Genomic DNA, 19,019 nt, shown 5'->3' with positions numbered 1-19,019 from the left:
AACCGGAGTATTGATGAAATTTTCGATTTCCCGAGAGGCGCTGCTACGTCCGCTGACTCTGGTCGCTGGTGTTGTTGAGCGCCGTCAAACGCTGCCAGTACTGTCTAATGTGCTGATTCAGGTAGAGGGCGACCAGGTGTCGCTCACCGGTACAGACTTAGAAGTCGAGCTCGTGGGCCGCACGGTGGCAAGCCAGGTCGATCAGGCGGGCTCCGCGACAGTGCCCGCGCGTAAGCTGATGGATATCTGTAAATCATTGCCCGATCAGTCCGACATTCAGCTCGCCGTTGAAGAGGGCCGCGCGGTACTACGCAGTGGTCGTTCGCGTTTTACGTTGTCGACGCTCCCGGTCGCTGAATTTCCCAATATCGAAGATGCGGACGGCAGCCAGGAGATTAGCGTACCCCGCGGTACCCTAAAGCACCTGATAGAAGCGACCTCGTTTGCCATGGCGCAGCAGGATGTGCGGTACTACCTCAACGGTATGCTGCTGGAAATTCAAAGCAATTTGCTTCGCACGGTCGCTACTGACGGGCACCGTTTGGCGATGTGCTCGCGGCCAATCGAGGTCTCTGTGAGCCAGTCTCAAAAGCTGATTGTGCCCCGGAAGGGGATTTTAGAGCTGTCGCGCTTGCTAGACGATAGCGATGAGCCTGTCAGCCTGACGCTTGGCTCCAGCCATGTGCGTGCTCATACAGGCGACTTTACCTTCACCTCCAAGTTAATCGACGGTAAATTTCCTGACTATGAGCGCGTCGTGCCGCGCAATGGCGATAAAGTATTGATTGCCGAGCGTGCGGAGCTTCGCCAAGTACTTTCACGTACTGCTATCCTCTCTAATGAGAAGTACCGTGGAGTGCGCCTTTATCTTGAGGAGAACAACCTTAAGGTAATGGCCAACAACCCCGAGCAGGAGGAAGCGGAGGAGAATATCGCCGTTGAGTATAATGGCGGGGCAATGGAAGTTGGTTTTAACGTCGGCTATTTAGTTGATGTACTAACAGTGCTAAATGAAGATCGCGTGCAGATTACCCTGGCCGATCCCAATAGTAGCGCGCTGCTGGAAGAGCCCGGCGGCGGTGATGCGCTTTATGTCGTTATGCCGATGCGCCTGTAAACGCTTTGGGCGGGTAACAGCAATACGTAAGCAAGCTACGTTAGCGGCGCTTCTGGTAGCAGAAGCGCCGCTAACGCGTTGGAATACTCCCTTTTTTCGAGGATATTTTAAGTGGTGATAATAGGATGAGCCTGACACTGCTTAATTTCCACGCTTTGCGCAATCTCAGACCGGTTGAGATGACGCCCTCTTCGCATATCAACGTCATTAGCGGTGCTAATGGCAGCGGTAAAACCAGTCTGTTGGAGGGGGTACATATTCTTGGCATGGGCCGCTCTTTTCGTACTCGCCAGTTAAAAAACGCGATCCAAACGGATGAGCCGTATATGACGCTGTACGGACGTTTAAGTGGTGAGCCTGAGGTTACCCTTGGTGTGCGTCGTTTAAGAGCTCAGCGGGAGCTGGAGCTTCGTTTAAAGGGAGATAAAAACGCTCGGTTGGCGGAACTGGTAGAGGCTATGCCGCTTCAATTAATTAACCCTGATGCTTTTCGATTGCTTGAAGGTTCTCCAGCCGGACGTCGTGAGTTTCTCGACTGGGGCGTGTTTCACGTGAAACATGACTTTTTAGCAATCTGGAAGCGCACCCGGCGTGCGTTGAAACATCGGAATGCACTGCTCAGGCGTGGTAGAATACTACCTCAGGAAATGGCGGTGTGGGAGCATGAACTAGCCCTTTGGGGTGAACAGATGGACTCGTTACGCCGTGCTTGGTTTGGTGACTTTTTGCCTGTCTTTGAAGAGACACTTAAGGTATTGCTTCCCTTGCCGGGATTGTCGCTTCACTACGCCAGAGGTTGGGATAAAGATCGAACTCTTGTGACTGTGTTACACGATAGTCGGCCAACTGATCAGCAGATGGGGTTTACTCAGCAAGGTCCGCAGCGCGCTGACTTGCGTATCAGGATAAACAAACAGCCTGCTGTAGAAGTGCTTTCCAGAGGCCAGCAAAAGTTAGTGGTGAGTGCATTAAAGCTTGCCCAAGGGCGGTTTCTGGAAAGAACAGCACAGCGGCACTGTATTTATCTTATCGATGATTTGCCCGCAGAACTTGACGAGCAAAATCGTTACCAGTTTTGTGGTTTACTCGAAGATATGCAGTGCCAAGCATTTATTACCAGTGTCGAACCTTCCGCATTGAAGAATGCCTGGCGAACTGATACCCCCGTAAATATGTTTCACGTGAAACATAGCAAGGAGGGGGGGAGTGGTTTAGAGAGAATCAGCTAGCGCAGAGAAGGGTAGGACGATACAGGATGAGACAGACTTCACAACGGAGTGGTCAATGAGCGAGCAGGCTTACGATTCATCAAGCATCAAGGTGCTCAAGGGGCTGGACGCGGTGCGTAAGCGGCCAGGTATGTATATTGGTGACACCGACGACGGTACTGGGCTCCACCACATGGTCTTCGAATTGGTGGATAACTCCATCGACGAGGCGTTGGCTGGGCATTGCAGTGAAATTCGCGTTGTCATCCACCCGGATGAGTCGGTCACCGTGAGTGATAACGGCCGTGGAGTACCTACCGAGCTTCATGAAGGGGAAGGTGTTTCCGCTGCAGAAGTTATTATGACGGTTCTGCACGCAGGCGGTAAATTCGATGATAACTCCTACAAGGTTTCCGGTGGGTTGCACGGCGTCGGTGTTTCTGTTGTCAATGCGCTTTCCGCTGAGCTGCGCTTAACGATTTGGCGTCAGGGTGAAGTGTTCGAACAAATGTACCGTCACGGTGTTCCTCAAGCACCATTGGGCGTTGTGGGCAAAACCGAAAAAAGCGGTACCCGGGTTCACTTCCGCCCATCGCCAGAAACCTTTGGCAATATCGAGTTCCATTTTGATATTTTAGCCAAACGACTTCGCGAACTATCCTTCTTGAACTCTGGTGTGGCTATCCGTTTACTGGATGAGCGCAGCGGCAAAGAGGAGCTGTTTCACTACGAAGGTGGCTTGAGAGCCTTTGTTGATCACCTCAATACCAATAAGAGTGTGATTAATCCGGTATTCCACTTTAACGCTGTTCGTGATGACGGTGTTGAAGTAGAGGTAGCCATGCAGTGGAGCGAAGCCTTCACTGAAAATATTTTCTGCTACACCAATAATATTCCGCAGCGAGACGGCGGGGCGCACTTGGCGGGGTTCCGGGCAGGTCTTACCCGTACGCTCAATAACTATATTGAAGCTGAAAACCTGCTGAAAAAAGCCAAGGTGAATACCACGGGCGATGATGCTCGTGAGGGGCTAACAGCTATTATTTCAGTTAAAGTCCCGGATCCTAAGTTTTCGTCTCAAACGAAAGATAAGCTGGTCTCCAGCGAAGTGAAGACAGCGGTTGAGCAGGAAATGAGCCGTCTCTTTTCCGAGTATCTTGTTGAAAAGCCTAACGAAGCCAAGGCGATCGTTAATAAGATGCTGGATGCCGCGCGTGCACGTGAGGCGGCACGCAAAGCGCGGGATATGACCCGCCGTAAAGGCGCGCTGGATATTGCCGGTTTACCTGGCAAGTTGGCGGATTGCCAAGAAAAAGACCCCAGTCAGTCAGAGCTTTACTTGGTGGAGGGTGACTCGGCAGGTGGCAGTGCCAAACAGGGCCGTGACCGCCGTACACAGGCTATCTTGCCGCTCAAAGGTAAAATTCTGAACGTGGAAAAAGCACGTTTCGACAAAATGCTCTCCTCTGCAGAAGTGGGCACGCTTATCACTGCCCTGGGTTGCGGCATTGGCCGTGAAGAGTTTAACCCCGATAAGTTGCGTTACCACTCGGTTATTATCATGACCGATGCCGATGTCGATGGATCGCACATTCGTACGCTGCTGTTGACGTTCTTCTTCCGTCAGATGCCGGAGTTGATTGAGCGTGGTCATATCTTCATCGCTCAACCACCACTTTATAAAATTAAGCGCGGCAAGCAAGAGCTTTACCTGAAAGATGAACAGGCGATGGTGGATTATTTAACCACCACGGCCTTGGACGGTGCCGGCCTGCATGTTAACGCTAATGCACCGAGTATTTCCGGCTCACAGCTTGAAGCGTTAGTGAACCAGTACCGCAACGTGATGAAGCGGATTGATCGCTTGTCGCGGGTTTATCCTAATGAAGTACTTAAGCAAATCGTTCATGCTTCGGCACTGAAAGGTGAGGAGAGCCTGAAAGATCGTGTGACCATGCAGAACTGGATTGATGAACTCCAGAAGATCATGGATGACATGGTTGCCTATGAAGGCGGGCCCCGTTACCACTTCCATCTCCACGAAGATTCTGAGCGCGGGCTTTTCCTACCTACCGTCTCGCTGGTTGCTCACGGTGTGACGACTGAGTATAGGTGGGGCCTCGACTTCTTTGAAAGCGCCGACTATCGCGGTATCGCTGAGCTGGGCGAAACCCTGGATGGCTTCCTGGAAGAGGGCGCCTTTATTGCTCGTGGCGAGCGGCAGAAGCCGGTATCGCACTTCTCGGAAGTACTGGCGTGGCTAATGCAAGAGGGCCAGCGCGGGTTGTCTGTACAGCGCTATAAAGGCTTGGGTGAAATGAACCCGGATCAGCTCTGGGACACCACCATGGATCCCGATAGCCGCCGCATGCTGCGGGTGACGATCGAAGATGCCGTGGGTGCCGATATGATGTTCAATACCTTGATGGGTGACGATGTAGAACCGCGCCGTGACTTTATTGAGACCAACGCGTTGGTGGCAAATTTAGACGTGTAAGGTGGATTGCTTTCGTTAAGATGTTTCACGTGAAACACTGCTTTAACGATCCTTAGCCTCAGTATGGTTTAATGCCACTATGACAGGCGTCGCTATGAAATTCATAGCGACGCTTTTTTTATTGATAGATAGATTGGCAGGATCAGGATACGTGTAGCAGAAGAGGGTAGTTAGTTTCAGCCAAATTTCTTATGCAACAGTTACTCATGCAACGCAGAGCGATCATGACTACCAGCTCGGTGTCGCTTAGCTATTTAATGAGCCATTCAACAAATTGCGCTAAATCATCGAAGATATTGCTCTTTTCAAGACCAGCGCCTGCTTGCTCCGTTTTACTTCCCTTCCCAGTTCTCACCAGCGCTGTTTCGCAACCTACGGCTTCGCCCGCCTGGAGATCGCGAAGGCTATCACCGACCATCCAGCTTCCCGTTAAACTTTCTAGTCCCAGGATCTGCTGGATCTGTATTAGCATTCCTGGCAATGGTTTACGGCATTGGCAATTATCATTTGGCCCATGGGGGCAGTAAGCAATATGAGCAATATGCCCGCCTTCCGCTTCTACTAACGAAATTAAGTGTTCATGCATCGCATGGAGGGTTGCTTCATCATAATAGCCTCGGGCAATCCCGGATTGATTCGTTGCGATGGCAACGGTGTATCCCGCGCGGGTGAGGCGGGCAATGGCAGTGATTGAAGAGGGGTAGGGCACCCACTCCTCGAGAGATTTGATGTAGTTATCAGAGTCATGGTTGATGACGCCGTCTCGATCCAGGATGACAAGGTTATCGGCACTTAGCATAGTGATCCTATTGGTACGGTTGTCGGCGATACTTTCTGCCCGCGAGATTTAAGACTATTTTACCCCGATCTAACAAAGATGTTTCACGTGAAACACGTACTCCCCAAACAATAAAAAAAGCCCAGCCGTTAGGGCTGGGCTTGGATTTGCGATCCATTAGTCGACGACTACTGAGGGAGCAGCGAAATATCGGCGACTTCTAAAAACAGCGCTTGAAGGCTTGCAAGAAGCGCTAACCGATTACGCTGAATAGCCGGGTCGTCCGCCATCACCATTACTTGGTCAAAGAAGGCATCTACTGGATCTCGCAGTGTGGCAAGTGCGTCGAGTGCACGCTGGTAGTCACCCGCAGCAAATAGCGGTGCCACCTGCGCCTGGCTACCTGTCACAGCGTCGAACAGTGCCCGCTCGGCATCTTCCTGCAGCAAGTGTTGATCGACCTGTGTGCTGCCGTCATGCTCCTGCTTGCTTAAAATATTCGAAACGCGCTTGTTAGCCGCCGCCAGCGCTGTGGCTTCGTCACGCTGGGCGAAGGCCTGCACCGCGCGCAGGCGGCGAGCGAAGTCGAGGGGGTTTGTGACTGGGCGCGCACGAACGGCAAGGTACATTTCTGCGCTGATGCCTTCATCCTGGCCCCAGGCGCGGAAGCGATCCAACATGTACGTCAGCACGTCCTCAACCAGCCCGTCAGCTTTGGGGAGGCTCTGGTGCTGTTCAGAGGCAACCGTAAGCAGCTCGCGCAGGTCAAGATCCAACTCGCCTTTGACCAAAATGTTAAGCACACCAATCGAAGCACGACGTAAAGCGAAAGGATCTTTCGCACCGGTTGGGCGTTGGCCTATCCCGAAGATGCCTACCAGGGTATCCAGGCGATCCGCCAGGGCTAATGCCTTGCCTGTAGCACTTTGGGGAATCGCATCAGTAGCAAAGCGCGGCAGGTATTGCTCTTCAAGGGCTTGGGCAACCTCCGCGGGTTCGCCATCTTGCTGAGCATAGTAGCGTCCCATAATGCCCTGAAGTTCAGGGAATTCGAGCACCATCTCCGTCACAAGGTCGCACTTGGCGAGTGCCACGGCGCGCTGAGCGTGAGCCACGTCGCCATTGATACGTTCGGCAATAAATGTCGCAATAACCGAACTGCGGCGAGCTTTATCCGCCAGGGTGCCTAGCTGCTGCTGGAATACCACACTCTCTAACTGTGGAATGCGCGACGCTAATGTGTACTTGCGATCGGTGTCGTAGAAAAACGCGGCATCGGCTAAGCGCGGGCGAATGACTTTCTCGTTACCGGCAATGACCTGGTCGGGGTCAGTGCTGTCGATATTGGCAATGGTGATAAATAGCGGTTTCAGCTTGCCAGCGTCGTCCAACAGGTGAAAATATTTCTGGTTAGCCTTCATCGAAGAGATCAAGCACTCGGCGGGCACTTCCAGAAAGCGCTCATCAAAGCTACCGGTAAGGGCGACTGGCCATTCCACCAAGCCGCTCACTTCTACCAGAAGCTCTTCGTCGATAACCGCATTGGCCTCCTGCACTTCGGCCTCTGCTAATACCTGTTCGCGGATGCGCTCGCGGCGTTGCTCACGATCCACCAGTACATAGGCATTTTCCAGCGTAGCCACATACTCATCAGCGTGCGCCAGCTGAATGGCATCAGGGGCGTGGAAGCGGTGACCGTAGGTCGTGCAGCTAGCCTCTAGGCCAAGTGCCTCGGCGGCCACTACGTCGCTACCGTAAATGGCTACCAGCCAATGAACGGGACGGGAAAACTCAACCCGTGAAGCGCCCCAGCGCATGTTTTTAGGCACGGGGAGGGTGCTGATTGATTTGCGGATAATCTCAGGCAGCAGCGCTTGAATAGATTCTCCCTGCTGCTGCTCACGAAAACCTAACCAAGTACCTTTATCGGTTTCTAAATGAATCAGCTCGTCAACGCTTACACCACAAGAGCGGGCAAAGCCTTCCGCGGCTTTAGTGGCAACGCCATCCTTAAAGGCAGCTGCCAGCGCTGGGCCACGGCGCTCAACGTCACGATCAGGCTGTTTGTCGGCCAGTTCATGTACCTGTACCGCTAAACGCCGGGGTGTCGCAAAAGCGGTAACGTTGGAGAAGGGAACATCGGCTTCTTGCAGGCCTTTCTCGATGCTCGCGGCGAACGCATCGGAAAGAGCGTCCAGGGCCGTGGGCGGCAGCTCTTCTGCGCCGAGTTCTAGTAAAAGCGTATTAACAGCCATTAGTCCTCTCCCTGATCGGCGAGTAGCTCTTGTAACAGTTCGCGGCGAAGTATTTCTGGCGCCATGGGGAAACCTTCGGCCTTACGCGACTCAAAGTAAGCAGTGGCGACATCCCGGGCCATAGTGCGAACGCGCAGGATAAAGCGCTGACGCTCAGTGACCGAGATAGCGTGACGGGCATCTAATAGGTTGAACGTGTGTGATGCCTTCAGGACTTGTTCGTAGGCTGGCAGCGGCAGGCTGGCAGCGAGCAGCTTGCTGCACTCTTTTTCCTGATGGTCAAAGTTAGCAAATAGCTGATCGACATCGGCATGTTCGAAATTGTAGGCGGACTGTTCGCGCTCGTTTTGCAGATAGACATCGCCATAAGTCACTTTGCTGCCATCGGGGGCAATGGCCCAGACGAGGTCATACACACTGTCGACGTCCTGCAGGTACATGGCGATGCGCTCAAGCCCATAGGTCAGTTCGCCGGTGACCGGATAGCATTCGATGCCACCGGCCTGCTGAAAGTAGGTAAACTGGGTCACTTCCATGCCGTTTAACCAGATTTCCCAGCCCAGGCCCCAGGCGCCCAAAGTAGGAGATTCCCAGTTATCTTCGACAAAGCGCACATCGTGAACCAGCGGATCAAGACCAAGGCGTTTGAGTGAGCCAAGGTAGAGATCCTGCAAGTTGCTTGGCGATGGCTTCATCACCACCTGGAACTGGTAGTAGTGCTGAAGGCGGTTAGGGTTCTCGCCATAGCGGCCGTCAGTAGGGCGGCGGGAAGGCTGTACATAGGCAGCATTCCAGGTTTCGGGACCAATCGCCCGCAGAAAGGTAGCGGGGTGGAAGGTGCCCGCGCCGACTTCCATATCGAGCGGCTGAAGGATAACGCAACCCTGTTCTGCCCAGTACTGCTGCAGAGCAAGGATCAAGCCTTGAAAGGTCGACACATCGGGTGTCGATTGGTTTGTCGAGACACTCATCGCGGAAAGCACCGTTGGCCATGAATTCATAAGGCGTCAAGTATACAATCCTAGGCAGATGGGTTATAGGCACGTATGCCAACAAGCTGCTTTAGGTAAGGAGAACAGTATGATTGTGGTAACAGGCGGTGCCGGTTTTATCGGGGCCAACATAGTTAAAGCATTGAACGCCCGCGGTCGAAACGATGTGATGGTCGTTGACGATCTACGCGATGGTACCAAATTCGTCAATTTAGCCGACTGCACGCTGGCCGATTATCTCGATAAAGATGATTTCCTCGCCAGGGTAAAAGCTGCCCTGCGCGGTGAAAGCGTCGAGCTACCTAAAATCGATGCTATTTTCCATGAAGGCGCCTGCTCGGATACTACCGAATGGGATGGCCACTACATGATGGAGAATAACTTCGAGTACTCCAAAGTGCTGCTTAATTACTGCGAGCAGCAGAGTATTCCTTTTTTATACGCCTCGTCAGCCGCCACCTATGGCGGCAGCGAGGTATTTAAAGAGGTACCCGAATGCGAAAAGCCGCTTAACGTTTACGGCTATTCCAAGCTGCTGTTTGATCAGCACGTGCGTTCGCGCTGGAGCGAGTTAACCACTCAAGTAGTGGGCTTTCGTTACTTTAATGTCTATGGCCCCCGTGAACAGCACAAGGGCAAAATGGCCAGTGTGGCCTATCACAACCACTTGCAAATTCGTAATGGTGAAACGCTCAAGCTGTTTGGCGGCTATGACGGCTACGAGGCAGGCATGCAGAGTCGTGACTTTGTTTATGTGGGCGATGTAGTCGATGTGAATCTTTGGTTTTTGGATCATCCTGACAAGTCAGGAATCTTCAATCTTGGCACTGGTCGGGCTGAACCTTTTAAAGCCATTGGCGAGGCGGTTATCGACTTTTACGGTAAAGGTGAGATCGACTACATTGCCTTCCCCGAAGAACTCAAAGGACGCTATCAGAGCTATACCCGAGCTGACATTGGTCAGCTACGTGAGAGCGGCTGCGATGTTGAGTTTAAAACCGTTGCTCAAGGGGTGAAGGCCTACTTGGGGTGGTTAAATGGCTAATTCAGCTCAGCGCTTGCTGGTGATTGGCCCTTCGTGGGTCGGTGACATGGTCATGGCACAAAGCCTGTTTATGACCTTAAAAGCCCGCCAGCCAGGCGCGACGATAGGGGTGGTTGCACCAAAGTGGTCACAGCCTATTTTAGAGCGTATGCCCGAAGTGGATGAAGTGCTGCCGCTGGCAGTGGGGCACGGTGAATTTGGCTTGGCCAGCCGCCGTGAACTGGCCAACCGTTTGCGTGGCCGTTTTGACCGAGCCATTGTCTTGCCACGCTCTTGGAAGGCAGCGCTGGTGCCCTTTATGGCGCGCATTCCTGAACGCATAGGCTTTTTAGGCGAACACCGCTATGGGCTTCTCAAGGAGCGCCGCAAACTCGATAAACAGGTGCTGGATCAAACGGTAAAGCGCTTTGTATCGCTCGGCCTGCCTCTGGAAGAAGCGGCTAGCGGCGCCTTTGCGCTGCCCAAACCGAGACTGCAGATTGACCGTGATAACTTGGTCAATTTGCGGCTAACTCACTCGCTTTCTTCGCGCACGGCGATTGGTATGATGCCGGGCGCTGAATACGGTCCCGCCAAGCAGTGGCCGGTCAGCTACTTTCACAGCTTAGCCAAACGGCTGGTGGAAGAGGGTTTTGAAGTACGCGTACTCGGGGGGGCAAAGGATCACCCGGCGGGCGAGGAGATCACACAGGGGCTTTCCCATGCCCATAACCTGTGTGGTAAGACGCAGCTGGCTGATGCGGTCGATCTGTTGGCGGATTGCCGGCAGGTAGTCACCAACGACTCGGGGTTAATGCATGTGGCTGCAGCGGTAGGTGTTCGTGTCCATGCGCTGTATGGCTCCTCATCGCCCGCCTACACGCCGCCGCTGACTGATAACGCCGTCATTCACTACCTAGCGCTCTCTTGCTCTCCTTGCTTTCAGCGTACCTGCCCATTGGGGCATACCAATTGCCTGAACCTGCTCAGCGTTGAGCAAGTCTACCAACAGATTCACGCGGCTCATCAGTGGGAGAGCGTGATCGTTAATGGATGAGCTCGACTTCGTCTGCCGCGTCAGCAGGCGTCTCTAGGGTTTGCTCTTGAGTAACTTCTTGAGAAGGCTCGTCGGACTCACGCCGCTGAGGGGAAATGCCCTCCCAAAGGCGGTGCTGAAGCGCCGTCTCTTCCCGTAAACGCTCATTAAGCACTTCGATACCGTGGGCCTCTACCAGCGTACGATTATTACTGAAAAGCGAAGTGCCCAATCCAGCGCGGTCGCGTTCTAAACTAAAGCCCAGCGCATCGAGTATCGTGGGGAAAACATCCAGCATGGTAGCGTCTCGGCGAATACGCTGTGGCTCGATATCGTTGCCGAGCATTATCAGCGTGTTGTCGCGGTCTAGCGCGGTCAATTGATCCCACACAGAAACGCGCATCGTCAGATGGTCGCTCAGTATGACCACCAAGGTATTATCGAGAAGACCCTCAGAATCCAACCGTTCAACCAAATCTTGAGCCAGCCAAGTCGCGCATTCCACCGAATAAAGAATATCCTGGCCGTCAAACTCTCCTTGACGTTCCACGCACGACTGGGAGGGATAACCATTAGGCGCATGACCCGCCAGATTGAGGCTAATTACACCCCAGGGGCCGCTATTCTGGCTATCTAAATGCCGGATCTCATCGGCGGTGATGTCATACAGCGTGTCGTCATACAGGCCCCAGCTATTTACATACTCAGGATTCTCTAGCAGGGGCTCTAAATCTTCACGTCCTTTCACCGTATCGAATTGGTGGCCGCGATAGAATAGTCCTTTACCCGCGAATTGTGTGCTAGCACCGCCTAGATAGCTTAGTTGGTAGCCCTGTGCAGCAAGAATGTCGCCGAGACAATCGACCCCGGGAACAACCTTGGAAAGAGGCTCGAACTGGCTGTCGTGAAGGAGTCCAGCAGGCATCAATGGCACGCCGCACTGGCTGGCAATCATGCCCGCCATTGTCCAGCCCGTATTATCCATCTGGCGCACGCCCTCAAAAACGGCACCTCGTTCCCCTAGGGCGTTGAGACTGGCGTAGGCATCCCCAAATATGTCATTAGAGTAGGTACGCTCTATGCTTTCCAAATACAGAATGAGTAAGTTAGGGGCGTCCCTAAGTTCCTCGGCAGGGGGCGGCTTGTAGCGTCGATCCAGCCAGGCGCCGTCATCAGTGACAATGGCCGCGCTGCGTTGGCTTATGCCATAAAGTAGCGGGTTGCTAGCCAATAATATAATAGCGAAAAAGCGCTCGGCTAACCGCCAGCGCTGGTCGTGGCGTGATAGCCACGTCACGGCCGCCAGTACGCCAATCATTATTAACGTATAGAGCACCGCGGAAATCATTTTGCCTGCGCCACCATGCTTGGCTATGCCTGCCTGGAGGTGAAAAAACACCGCACCCAAATCGACAATGCCAAAGCTGTCCGCCAAGTAAACGTACACACCCCAAAGACTTAACGGTACAAGCGACCAGGGCCACATTTTACGATAGCGAGCATTGGCAGGCTGGCCCCAGCGCAGCTTAAGCCCCACACCAATCCATGCGGCCGCTACTAAAAATAGCGTCCACCAGGGCAGACGGGTCATTACCGTGACCGTGTAACCCAGGCTGAGGCCAATTAGTGTCAATGCAATGGTGGCTAGCCTAGCGGTATCCCATGCAATGAAAGAGCGATAACGTATGATGACATTTACCTAATATAAACAGTGAAAAAGGGGACACTACAGAAAATTGATAGCTCTGATGATAACGGCTACTACGGGAGAAGTTGATGGGTGCGCTCGAAATATTTCTGCATAACCAAAAGACCCATCAAGCGTTCTTTATCAGTATTCATAAATTGAGCGAAGTAGCGGTTAGCATTACCGATAATTTTTTTCGCCGCCGCGGGGTTTTCAAGGTAATAGGTGACTTTCTCCTCAAGGTCTGAGTAATCATCTTTGAGCTGCACATAGTGATAGTCAGGTAACAAAGTGCCTTCCATAAACCATGTTTCAAAGCGCGGTTGTCGCATAAAACAGAGTGAATTAGAGGCCATTATCCATTTGAGATTCGTTGCAACATCTTTGCCTTCGATACTGAGTACGAATTTATATTTCAGTTGCTCCAGTACCGACATAAATTGGCTATGCCAGGGCTGACCTTGCGCATTTTTGTGAATATCGCCCACATTACATAGCGGGTGATCATAAAAGTCTCGAATGAATTGTCGCCGATGTTCTTGATGACAAGAACCACGCCATACCACAAGGTCAAGCTTGTCATCATAGCGGTGAGGATCTTTCACCGTGTAGTAATGACGAACACGGTTTAACTTAAGTAAAACTGAGTTTTGATTGTGGTCATTAATGGGCCGGCTTTTCACTAAGGTAGGTGCATCCGGCACGGTGGTTACATCACCAAAGCGATGGCAGAAGCGTAGTTCAGGCGGAAAATAGCGCAACACACTGAGCAAATCCAAGTAATAAGTGCCGCTTTTCTCGCGTTTGAAACTAGATAAACTTATAGCCTCCTTAGGCAGTTCAACGTTGTTTTCCAGTTGATTACAGTAGTTAACTCGGAGAAGTAACTGCTGCTGCTCCTCTTTTGACAATTGCTTTAATGAGCGAAGTAAATTTAATCTTTGCCGTTGCAGAAACGTACTGGGAATTAGGCGGTGAACGGTATGTTGCGCATAAAAGCCTAGTTTATGAAGATTTTTATGCGCTTTTGCAGAAGCTGCAAGCATAATCATTAACTCACTATTGTTTGATAGAGGTGCCAGTACGCTGCAGTCATTGACTGAGGGCTATAATGATCTAAACGTTCAGTGGCTCCTTGGGCCAATCGTTGCCGAAGAGCGGGATCCTGCCTTAATCGCATAATGTCGTTAGCCAGTGCATCGGCGTCGCCGGACGGTATCAGCAACCCCGTTTGTTCGTGCTTGACGATATCGGGTATGCCGCCAACCTTGGTAGCAATGACAGGAACGCCTAGCTGCATGACATCCAGCAGCACAGAGCCCAGGCCTTCATTGCGTGAAGGAAATGCAAACACATCCAGGCCAGCTAGATAGTCGGCAATATTGCTTTTAAATCCCAGCCAGGAAACATTGCTAAGTGACGAGGATTCTGCTTTTAGCGTTTCTGTATCTTCACCGTCACCTAGAAAAATAAACTGCATATCAGGTGCTTGATGCTCAAGCTTCTGCGCAGCCTGTAACAGCAATCGCTGGCCTTTATGACGGTCTACCACGGCGCCTGCATGGCCAACCAAAAATTTGTTGGCAAAGTCATTGCGAAAATTTTTGATCGCCTCAGGCGAGGGCGTTAAGCGCGCATAGGCACTGGGTATCAAGGTAACGTCGCCACACTGATTGTCTTCCAGAAGACGCTTTATAACGTGGGAAAGGGCTACTCTGGCGGATGCATAAGAGTAACACTGCTGGTTGAACCACTTACGTTTGACGGGCGAATCGACACGGCGCGTAATTAAATAGGGAGTGCCTTTTAAACGATAGTGTAAGTAAGCCCAATGAACGCCTTTTGCATCGTGGGCATGAACTAACTGAGTCTTGCCGAGCGCTGTCTCGCCGAGATCAAAATGCCCCGCTAGCTGGTGATTGGCTGCCTGAAAATTGAGTCGCGCTACACCCTGCAGGTGTTGGCGCATGGGTGAGTCTCGACGGCAAACCAGCGTTTGTGAAATATCGTTGGATGCCTGTTCTGCTAACGTCTTGATTAATAATTCGGTTTGGCGCTCTCCGCCGCGAAAACCACGCGCTAAATTGACATGCGTAATATGCATCAATCACCAAACCTTATTAAAGTCTTCCGCTTCAAGCACTTTTGGGTCGCGCTGATATTCAAGCAGCTTGGCATACTTTAAGTAGCTATTGAGACCTGCGCTGATCGCAACGGTCATGCCATCTACTCCGCCCATGAAGCCTCGCTGGAATATATATTTGCGTACAAAGGCATTCAGGCCATGTGCAAACGGTGAAAAGGCGTTGGCCCGCTTCCCCTTTTTAAACATGATTTTGGCCGCACGACCACTGAAGTTGCGGCCTGGCTTGGCAAATAACTGACCTAAGTTAGCAAAAGAGTAATGCACTATATCGGCGTTAAGTCGCTTCGGGTTGGTAGCCCCTATGCTGGCGTGCTGTTTTACATCAGCAAAGCGAGCATGGTGCCGGTTGTAGAGCCGAATACAGTAATCTGGATACCAACCACAGACTTTAATCCAACGTGAGCCAATCATATTGCGCCGACGAAAGGCAAAGGCGTCGTGTTCGGTTGCAGCAAGGTCGAGTTGTCCAATCGCTTCGACCATCTCTGAAGTTAGGCGTTCATCGGCGTCTAAGCTGAGCACCCAGTCATTCTTGACATGCGCTAGCGCGATATTTTTTTGAACGCCGTCGCCTAAATAGGCTTGTTGAACCACCTTGGCACCTAACTCACGCGCGATAGCGGTGGTTCGATCTTGGCTGCCTGAATCCACTACAACGATGTCGTCACATACTTGGCGAGCGGAAGCAATACAGTCCGCAATATTGGCTTCTTCGTTAAAGGTAATAATATTAGCCGATATCATGAAGCAGGCATCTCTTGCAAAAAGGCAGTAGTAATGTGCGCTGGAGAAAAGCGTTCCAGCCAATGTTCATCAATAGCGTAGCCGTCAGCATCAAGTATGGCATCGACACGGGCTGCTAACGCCTCCGGTGTCATTTCACATAGGTAAGCTTCCAGCTCACCGGCCATAATATCACGTACCCCGCCAGGGCAATCGACCGAGACAATAGGGGTTTGGCAGGCCAGCGCTTCAAGCAATACGATGCCAAGGCCCTCGTGGGCAGAGCTCAAGATGAATAGGCGCGCATTATGCATCCAAGGGTAAGGGTTTAATTGGCGACCGGCAAAAGTAACCCGTTCTGCAATATCCAGTTCAATGGCGAGTGATTCCAGCTCTTTGCGCAGTGGTCCCTCGCCGACAATCACCAAGGGCAGCGTTGTGCGCATCTTGGCGTACGCCCGCAGTAGGAGATGATGGTTTTTCTGCGGAACCAAGCGGGCTACGTTGAGTAAATATGGGGAATTGGGGTGCTCCGCGAAGTCTTCGCACATGGCTTTGCGAATCGCCGCTAAAGGGCATGGATTGGTGATGGTTCTCAGCGAGGACGGTTTGACTTGTAGCGTCTGCATGGCAGAGGCGATTTGCTTTTCCACTCCGTGGGAGACGGTGACGAGGTGTTTGTTATGAAATAGGCAGCGTGCTTTTAGTCGTTCTAGCCAGGGAGCATGACCTCCGGTAGTTTTGACGATATTTTCCAGCACATAATAGGCGCGGGGATCTTGGAAAGACCATACCGTTTCAAAGGTACCAATGCCGCGGAAAATAATCCGGTCAAAAGCGCCATATTGACGCTCAAGGCGGCGTACTTCGCGATGGAAAAGCTTCCCCCCCACCAGCCTGACAATAAAAAATAGCTTTTCCTCAACACGCTATTGAGCAGGCGTGCTGCCACCTCAATAACGCCGCCTACACCTGATTTCCACATGACACGAGACAGTGCGAAATGGTGCACTTTAACTTTCTCATTGCTCGGCTCTAGCTGGGGGGGACGCGGTTTAAAGTACATCAAATGGCTTTCATGGCCGTGTTCCGCAAAGGCGTCCGCAAGGTTCACCGCTACCCGTTCCATGCCACCAATTTTTAACGTACGCACGACAATCAATACCTTCATGTGGGCGAGTCCTTTTGGTGGGGCGGAAGTTGCATCACAGGACTGCACTGCAACCGCTGGCGACGCCGCCGATTCTTAAACCACGCCAGCATTTGCTTCAGACGTCGTTGCAGGGAAGGATGAGTAGCTTGTACAGATGTCTGCCACGGTGTTAACGAAAGATAGTGCCGATACAAATAGGCAAGCGGGTGGCGGCTGTCGGCGTGCCATGGTTTACGTGCGCCAATAAAATGTATGATCGCGGGTTCACGGATAGCGTGTTCAAGTTCCTTCTGCCAATCAGCATAGTGAGCTGCTTTTTTTTCTACGGCCGGATAAGCGTATGGCTGCATATTCCAGCGCATGGGTAGTCGATACCAGTCTTGGAAAATGAGATTTAATGCGTCCTGATCGGGATAACTTAAGGTGTAATCGCGCTGCTTTAATATTTGCTCTACTTGATCTAGCACATTGCGAGCTTTCCATCCTTCTAGATCCACCAGAAGGACGCCGGAATTAAAATAGTGTTGATAACCAAGGCCCATTCTACTCTGCTGGGTTCCTTGTAGATTAGCCACACTAGCTATGGGAGCGCCCTGTATGTCGAATGCCAACAAATTGGCGATATCGTCTAGCACTACAAGGTCACAGTCTAAATAAATAACTTTCTGGCAGCTTGGTGGCAGCCAGTTGTGCATGCCTAGACGCAGCATGGCGGCGGGCCCAAAACGGCCCAATGTTAACTCGGGCCAGCGACTATTCTCAGCTTCAATGATCGTTAGCTCAGCAGGCAGTGTCGTAAACCAGTTGTGCAGCTTTTGATGAGTACTTGCAGATAGTTTATATCCTAATATATAGAAATGCAGCGCCTCAGGTGTCTCGCTGTGACAAACGGTTGACGCTATCACGGCAGCGGCTTTATCTATATAAGCCTCATCGGAGCACAGGACAATATCAATCATTTGCGATCCTTTCCTGATATAACAGAGGGTGTTGAACTGTTAGTGCGCAATGTGGGTTTCCATATATGGACGAGGCCGCCCGCCATAACAACATTAAACAGAAATACACCTGTCCAAAATATCAAATATGATTCAAAAAGATTAATTACACTCCAAAAGCATAAAAAAGCATAGAAAAATAGCAGTACATCACCCGGCATGTCGCCACGCTTCCAAGCAAGCCGTGCGTTTGCTATAAACCACCCTAGTAGATAAAAGTAAGCAGCTAGACCTAACAAGCCATACTGTAGTGTGATTTCAAGATAGAGGTTATGTAGGTGACCAAAATTTAAAGCTTGATAGTGTGCTTGATTATATTGGATGTTATCAAATAGATAATCAATGCCTTGCTCACCCCAGCCTAGCAAGGGGCGTTGGGCAATCATATCGATCGCGGCGCGCCAACTATATAGTCGCTCTCCTACACTAGAGCGTACTTCACTGGTTGATAGGGGAACAGAACTCCAGTCACCTCTCAGTAGTGCCTGAATGGTATCCAATTCTGCAGTAGCTCTTTCAATGACTAAAGAGCTATTGGTAATAATAAGAATCGCCAGGCATGCTGATAAAATAAAAAATATGAGTAGATGTTTTTTTGAAAAGCTTTTCCGATGCTCAATAAAGATTAGGAAAAGTGCCGTTAATAAGCCTGCTATTACACCTAGCCAAGTGGCGCGAGTTTGTGAAATGATAACGCCGGCTATAATGATAATAAAAGCGAGCACCCATAAACTTAGTTTGCCATAGTGTTGTAGAGGGGCCCTTAACAGCCGTGGTAAAAAAATAAGCAATCCAAGCAGTACTGTGCCGAAAAACATCGCTGAATGCTGAACGTTACGAATACCAAACCCAATGCGTTCGCCGAGAAAACCACGCTGAAAATCAGCGAGGCCATCGCCAGCGATCCATGGCGCCAATACGACAGCTGCGCTAGCAATACTCCAGAAAAGTAGCGTGTTCTGTGTGCTGCCAGCAAGCCACCATGCAAATATAATAAATACGAACAGTCGGGCAATGTGATCCAGTTTAGGGTAGTCACCTGCCAGATCAGGAAGTGCCAGTGTTAAAAAAAACCAATGACACACTGCTAACAGTAAGGCCCACCAAAACATATGAAAAACAGGGTGTTTCCATACTGGTACGGCATAAATTTTAATGCTAATTAAACCAGAGAGAGATAGTACTAATTTATTGAAATCGCTAAAATCATCAAAGTGAGGCTTTGAAAAAACATAAAACAACGTAGTTAATACGCCTATCGCTATTAAGGGTAGGGGCGTTTTTCCAAAATAATGTGTTTCCCATAAGCTTGAAGGGATCTTTCTTAACATATACTCAGTTTCTCAGTTGTTTTCTGTATCTATGAAAAATTAATGTTCATTGGTGAACTGACCGGTATTTTAAA

At 51.1% G+C, this 19,019-nt stretch carries 16 protein-coding genes; 5 read left to right on the top strand and 11 right to left on the bottom strand.

Annotated features, from left to right (window positions below):
- The first annotated feature begins 13 nt into the window (after positions 1-13).
- From dnaN to gyrB, 3 genes are all read left to right on the top strand, one after another.
- Positions 14-1,117 (top strand): DNA polymerase III subunit beta, encoded by a 1,104-nt coding sequence (gene dnaN, locus AC4EYZ_RS11655; protein WP_022521028.1) that lies wholly within the window; start codon positions 14-16, stop codon positions 1,115-1,117.
- Positions 1,118-1,242: 125 nt separating this feature from the next.
- Complete coding sequence (gene recF / locus AC4EYZ_RS11650) at positions 1,243-2,346, top strand: DNA replication/repair protein RecF (RefSeq protein ID WP_474192067.1); 1,104 nt, start codon at positions 1,243-1,245, stop codon at positions 2,344-2,346.
- Between the two features lie 55 nt (positions 2,347-2,401).
- A complete protein-coding gene (gyrB, locus tag AC4EYZ_RS11645) occupies positions 2,402-4,822 on the top strand; it encodes a DNA topoisomerase (ATP-hydrolyzing) subunit B (protein WP_474192456.1) in 2,421 nt (806 codons plus the stop codon).
- A gap of 250 nt (positions 4,823-5,072) precedes the next feature.
- On the opposite strand, the gene gmhB is transcribed toward gyrB, so the two are convergent.
- From gmhB to glyQ, 3 genes are all read right to left on the bottom strand, one after another.
- Entirely contained in the window at positions 5,073-5,621 is a 549-nt protein-coding gene (gene gmhB / locus AC4EYZ_RS11640) for a D-glycero-beta-D-manno-heptose 1,7-bisphosphate 7-phosphatase (RefSeq protein WP_474192453.1), read from the bottom strand.
- A gap of 167 nt (positions 5,622-5,788) precedes the next feature.
- Positions 5,789-7,855, bottom strand: a complete 2,067-nt coding sequence (glyS, locus tag AC4EYZ_RS11635; protein WP_474192454.1) for a glycine--tRNA ligase subunit beta — start codon at positions 7,853-7,855, stop codon at positions 5,789-5,791.
- The gene (gene glyQ, locus AC4EYZ_RS11630; protein WP_022521024.1) at positions 7,855-8,826 is read right to left on the bottom strand and encodes a glycine--tRNA ligase subunit alpha; all 972 of its coding nucleotides are present in this window, start codon (positions 8,824-8,826) and stop codon (positions 7,855-7,857) included. The genes glyS and glyQ overlap by 1 nt, the downstream gene beginning before the upstream one ends.
- A gap of 109 nt (positions 8,827-8,935) precedes the next feature.
- Between glyQ and rfaD the strand changes: the two genes are divergently transcribed.
- Both rfaD and waaF read left to right on the top strand, forming a co-directional pair.
- Entirely contained in the window at positions 8,936-9,892 is a 957-nt protein-coding gene (rfaD, locus tag AC4EYZ_RS11625; protein ID WP_039857862.1) for an ADP-glyceromanno-heptose 6-epimerase, read from the top strand.
- Positions 9,885-10,928 (top strand): lipopolysaccharide heptosyltransferase II, encoded by a 1,044-nt coding sequence (gene waaF / locus AC4EYZ_RS11620; protein ID WP_009286366.1) that lies wholly within the window; start codon positions 9,885-9,887, stop codon positions 10,926-10,928. The genes rfaD and waaF overlap by 8 nt, the downstream gene beginning before the upstream one ends.
- Here the strand turns inward: waaF and AC4EYZ_RS11615 are convergent.
- From AC4EYZ_RS11615 to AC4EYZ_RS11580, 8 genes are all read right to left on the bottom strand, one after another.
- A complete protein-coding gene (locus AC4EYZ_RS11615; RefSeq protein WP_101148389.1) occupies positions 10,918-12,498 on the bottom strand; it encodes a sulfatase-like hydrolase/transferase in 1,581 nt (526 codons plus the stop codon). The genes waaF and AC4EYZ_RS11615 overlap by 11 nt on opposite strands.
- A gap of 170 nt (positions 12,499-12,668) precedes the next feature.
- On the bottom strand, positions 12,669-13,640 hold the full coding sequence (locus AC4EYZ_RS11610; RefSeq protein WP_041157508.1) for a glycosyl transferase family 90: 972 nt from the start codon (positions 13,638-13,640) through the stop codon (positions 12,669-12,671).
- A 5-nt stretch (positions 13,641-13,645) separates the two neighbouring features.
- Positions 13,646-14,698, bottom strand: coding sequence for a glycosyltransferase family 4 protein (locus AC4EYZ_RS11605; RefSeq protein WP_474191763.1), 1,053 nt, complete (start codon positions 14,696-14,698; stop codon positions 13,646-13,648).
- A 3-nt stretch (positions 14,699-14,701) separates the two neighbouring features.
- Positions 14,702-15,484: a glycosyltransferase family 2 protein gene (locus tag AC4EYZ_RS11600; RefSeq protein ID WP_280112125.1), complete on the bottom strand. Its 783-nt coding sequence runs from the start codon at positions 15,482-15,484 to the stop codon at positions 14,702-14,704.
- On the bottom strand, positions 15,481-16,092 hold the full coding sequence (locus AC4EYZ_RS11595) for a glycosyltransferase (RefSeq protein ID WP_490204270.1): 612 nt from the start codon (positions 16,090-16,092) through the stop codon (positions 15,481-15,483). The genes AC4EYZ_RS11600 and AC4EYZ_RS11595 overlap by 4 nt, the downstream gene beginning before the upstream one ends.
- 83 nt (positions 16,093-16,175) lie before the next feature.
- Positions 16,176-16,634 (bottom strand): hypothetical protein, encoded by a 459-nt coding sequence (locus AC4EYZ_RS11590; RefSeq protein ID WP_490204269.1) that lies wholly within the window; start codon positions 16,632-16,634, stop codon positions 16,176-16,178.
- On the bottom strand, positions 16,631-17,575 hold the full coding sequence (locus tag AC4EYZ_RS11585; RefSeq protein ID WP_474191765.1) for a glycosyltransferase family 8 protein: 945 nt from the start codon (positions 17,573-17,575) through the stop codon (positions 16,631-16,633). Before AC4EYZ_RS11585 ends, AC4EYZ_RS11590 begins: the two co-directional genes overlap by 4 nt.
- Positions 17,572-18,945, bottom strand: a complete 1,374-nt coding sequence (locus AC4EYZ_RS11580) for an O-antigen ligase family protein (RefSeq protein ID WP_474191766.1) — start codon at positions 18,943-18,945, stop codon at positions 17,572-17,574. The genes AC4EYZ_RS11585 and AC4EYZ_RS11580 overlap by 4 nt, the downstream gene beginning before the upstream one ends.
- Positions 18,946-19,019: the final 74 nt, after the last annotated feature.

Source organism: Vreelandella sp. 162(4c), from assembly GCF_058152265.1.
The sequence above is the reverse complement of the archived record's forward strand: the minus strand, read 5'-3'. Positions and strand labels throughout refer to the sequence as shown.

Bases quoted from the DNA above. Each gene is read 5' to 3' on its own strand.
- dnaN (WP_022521028.1), top strand. From the start codon at position 14: ATGAAATTTTCGATTTCCCGAGAGGCGCTGCTACGTCCGCTGACTCTG.
- recF (WP_474192067.1), top strand. From the start codon at position 1,243: ATGAGCCTGACACTGCTTAATTTCCACGCTTTGCGCAATCTCAGACCG.
- gyrB (WP_474192456.1), top strand. From the start codon at position 2,402: ATGAGCGAGCAGGCTTACGATTCATCAAGCATCAAGGTGCTCAAGGGG.
- gmhB (WP_474192453.1), bottom strand. From the start codon at position 5,621: ATGCTAAGTGCCGATAACCTTGTCATCCTGGATCGAGACGGCGTCATC.
- glyS (WP_474192454.1), bottom strand. From the start codon at position 7,855: ATGGCTGTTAATACGCTTTTACTAGAACTCGGCGCAGAAGAGCTGCCG.
- glyQ (WP_022521024.1), bottom strand. From the start codon at position 8,826: ATGAGTGTCTCGACAAACCAATCGACACCCGATGTGTCGACCTTTCAA.
- rfaD (WP_039857862.1), top strand. From the start codon at position 8,936: ATGATTGTGGTAACAGGCGGTGCCGGTTTTATCGGGGCCAACATAGTT.
- waaF (WP_009286366.1), top strand. From the start codon at position 9,885: ATGGCTAATTCAGCTCAGCGCTTGCTGGTGATTGGCCCTTCGTGGGTC.
- AC4EYZ_RS11615 (WP_101148389.1), bottom strand. From the start codon at position 12,498: ATGACCCGTCTGCCCTGGTGGACGCTATTTTTAGTAGCGGCCGCATGG.
- AC4EYZ_RS11610 (WP_041157508.1), bottom strand. From the start codon at position 13,640: ATGCTTGCAGCTTCTGCAAAAGCGCATAAAAATCTTCATAAACTAGGC.
- AC4EYZ_RS11605 (WP_474191763.1), bottom strand. From the start codon at position 14,698: ATGCATATTACGCATGTCAATTTAGCGCGTGGTTTTCGCGGCGGAGAG.
- AC4EYZ_RS11600 (WP_280112125.1), bottom strand. From the start codon at position 15,484: ATGATATCGGCTAATATTATTACCTTTAACGAAGAAGCCAATATTGCG.
- AC4EYZ_RS11595 (WP_490204270.1), bottom strand. From the start codon at position 16,092: ATGCAGACGCTACAAGTCAAACCGTCCTCGCTGAGAACCATCACCAAT.
- AC4EYZ_RS11590 (WP_490204269.1), bottom strand. From the start codon at position 16,634: ATGAAGGTATTGATTGTCGTGCGTACGTTAAAAATTGGTGGCATGGAA.
- AC4EYZ_RS11585 (WP_474191765.1), bottom strand. From the start codon at position 17,575: ATGATTGATATTGTCCTGTGCTCCGATGAGGCTTATATAGATAAAGCC.
- AC4EYZ_RS11580 (WP_474191766.1), bottom strand. From the start codon at position 18,945: ATGTTAAGAAAGATCCCTTCAAGCTTATGGGAAACACATTATTTTGGA.